Origin of the sequence: Alistipes sp. DJF_B185 (genome assembly GCF_964250025.1) — a bacterium.
Lineage (GTDB): Bacteria > Bacteroidota > Bacteroidia > Bacteroidales > Rikenellaceae > Alistipes > Alistipes finegoldii.
On record NZ_CAXUDY010000049.1, the window covers coordinates 1 to 2,599 of the forward strand.

The 2,599-nt window shown below is 50.7% G+C and carries 4 protein-coding genes; all 4 read right to left on the minus strand.

The window, feature by feature from the left end; all coding sequences use genetic code 11:
* Nucleotides 1-793: 793 nt before the first annotated feature.
* Complete coding sequence (locus ACESTR_RS15930) at nt 794-1,090, minus strand: DUF4134 domain-containing protein (protein WP_130065953.1); 297 nt, start codon at nt 1,088-1,090, stop codon at nt 794-796.
* A gap of 144 nt (nt 1,091-1,234) precedes the next feature.
* Nucleotides 1,235-1,588 carry a hypothetical protein gene (locus tag ACESTR_RS15935; protein ID WP_373179433.1) on the minus strand — a complete coding sequence of 118 codons (354 nt, stop codon included), beginning with the start codon at nt 1,586-1,588 and terminating at the stop codon, nt 1,235-1,237.
* A gap of 195 nt (nt 1,589-1,783) precedes the next feature.
* Nucleotides 1,784-2,380 (minus strand): DUF3408 domain-containing protein, encoded by a 597-nt coding sequence (locus tag ACESTR_RS15940; RefSeq protein ID WP_019151215.1) that lies wholly within the window; start codon nt 2,378-2,380, stop codon nt 1,784-1,786.
* 23 nt (nt 2,381-2,403) lie between these two features.
* On the minus strand, nt 2,404-2,599 hold a 196-nt coding region (locus ACESTR_RS15945), incomplete at its 5' end, for a DUF3408 domain-containing protein (RefSeq protein WP_373179434.1).

Sequence of the window (2,599 nt, forward strand, 5' to 3'; positions counted from 1 at the left end):
TCGATAGTTTTACCGTCGGAACCTTCCGTCATATTTCCCTGCCTACCTTGTATATTATGGTAGGCGAGGAGAAACATTTCCGAATTGAATAGAACCCTGTAGAGCCGTTCAAACTTGTAGCTCGAAACTTTGCTGTGCTCTGACAGACTGTTTAATACTCTCTCTGGATTTCTCATAATGTCTCACACATTATCCGTTAATTTGTATTAAAAATGTTAGCTGCCACCCTTCGCCATGTACGAGGCTTTCCCTCGCTCGGACTACTACGGTGGCTCCGTTGCCATACCGGATTTTCATAGGTCTGAAACCTAATAGCCTTTCGGCATTCCGGGTTAGGCAATCCACGTTTAATTCTTCGGCAACATAGCTTTGATAGATTGTCGGATACGACTTTCATCCGTTTCTGCTTATCGCAGTTGTGCTGTAACCTGTTCTGCACCCAACCCTCCAAGGTCGAATCGAGTGTGTTACAGTATGGCGTCTGTAGTTACCTTCCGCCACAGTTTCGAGTTGTGCCACTTGGACTATCGTTCAATCAATCCAGACTTTATCCTCGTATCTATCTTTCATCTCCTGATTCAGTCGCATACTTGGTAACTGTATGACTTATCAGTTTATCGGCAGGCTATACTCCCCGTCCGGTTTCCCTTTCGGATAAGCCGATCGATGATAGGCTATCGAACACTTGCCTAACGTCTTGCTATCGACGCATTTGCCAAAGAACCATTACGTGCGCGCCCTGAAACTCGACCTGACGGCCCACGCCCTTGTTCACTTGGTATTCCGCCATCGTTTAGAGGAAGAATGAACGTAAGACCGTACCGACGATCACCAGAAAGACGCATGAGAGAAACAGCGCCGTGGCGGATTTCGAAGCGTCCGGGTCACCCGACGAGAATTTCGAGTAGACGCGCACGCCGCCGACCAGTCCGAGGATCGCCGCCACGGCGAAGATCAGTTTCGTAAGCGGGTCGAAATAGGACGTTACCATATTCGTGGCCTCGCTGATGCCGGCCATGCCGTTGCCCTGCGCAAAGGATGCGAGTGCGGAGCACAGGGAGAAAATCATGAAAATTGCTCTTTTTTTCATCGTTCAAGTAGTTTGGTTAAGGGTGTGAAAAAGGCCGCAGCCTGCTTTGGGGGCATTCTGCGACCGGATACATCGTATTTCCTGCTGCGGGAAAGGCGTTAGCCGTATTCGTTATTCCATTTCATGTCGTCTCTCGTTTACGTGTCAGGCAAAGGCCCGGATGTCGAAGTTGGCAATGGCCTGCCGCTCCTCGGCCGTGGCATCGCCCATAACGGCGCATTCTCCGAAGTCCAGCTCTCCGAGCATCGCATGAACTTCCGCATCGCGGAGTTCTGCTCTGGCGGGGAGAGCCGGAAGCGGAGGTCGGGCGCCGGCAGGCGCTTTGGGCTCCGAGAGTTCGCCGTCTTCGCCGATCGAGGGCCGCACGACAAGGGTGTTCCACCCCTGCATCGCGGACTTCTCTTCCGGAGCCGGGGCAAATATAGCGTCTCCGCCTGCCGGGGCGGTGCCGATGTCCGCTCCAGTCCGCTCCAGTCCGCACCGATAGGATTTTGACACGAGAATTTCAGGAGTTTGACGGGGTGCAGTACCGGCATTCGGCGTGTGAGGGGCAGCGTTATGCCCGGTGTGTTTTTTCTTCGGGCCTTTCAGATTGTCGACGACATATGACGCGAGCCGCCCCCGGAAAAACAACTGATCCAAACATACGGCGCAGGCGGCAATAAGAATTATGCTGTTCATGGCAGAAAGAATTTAGACGATGTTATGGTAATTCTGTTCTTGATGTATGCAGTTGATCTCGTCGCGGAACATTTCGAGATGGTGCCGTAGGATATTATCTACATAAGATGTTGCGGTCAGTCGCTCGCCGCCGATTTTTTTCAGGACTTCAAGGATTTTCCGTTTCGTAGGGGCACTGACATAAAGCGAGGCGCGGAGGTCGTAATCCACCCGGACAAGAAATGTTTTTTTGTAGTCGGGCAATGTCATCGAACGTCGCCATCGTATGTCCGGTACGGGAACACACTCCGGCTTCACATCCTGCTTTTCGGATACGACCGTTTCGGAAGGCGGAGAATCGAGATTTGAAGAATCTTCAGGTGCAGCGACAACGGATACAAGTTCAGTTGTCTGAGGTTGTTCCATCGAGGGCCATCCATCGCTATTTTCCGTTTGCACGGCAGGCATTGCACAATCGTCAGGTTGCTCCGAAAAGTGTCCGGCTTTATTATGACCTCGTCGCTTCCCGAGGTGCAGCAGCCCTAAGATTGACAAAACGATAATGCCTGTGCCAAGAGCGAGTAATGAAATGTCGAGGACACCGGACTCGGATAAAAAGCTGTAAAGCATAATTAGAAATTTTTAAGTCATTGTTAAACAAGTTTTTCAAAATTCCGCTTACGATCGAGCCGGTTTATATCGTCACGGAAAGTTTCGATGTGGTGCTGTAGAATATTATCCACATATGATGTCGCGGATAATCGTTCACCTCCGATTCTTTTAAGTATCTCCAGAATCTTACGCTTCGTCGATGCATTGACATAAAGTGTGGCTCGGATGCCGTATTCC

What these genes read in the sequence shown, in the direction of transcription:
- ACESTR_RS15930 (WP_130065953.1), bottom strand. Translation starts at nt 1,090, where the DNA reads ATGAAAAAAAGAGCAATTTTCATGATTTTCTCCCTGTGCTCCGCACTC.
- ACESTR_RS15940 (WP_019151215.1), bottom strand. Translation starts at nt 2,380, where the DNA reads ATGCTTTACAGCTTTTTATCCGAGTCCGGTGTCCTCGACATTTCATTA.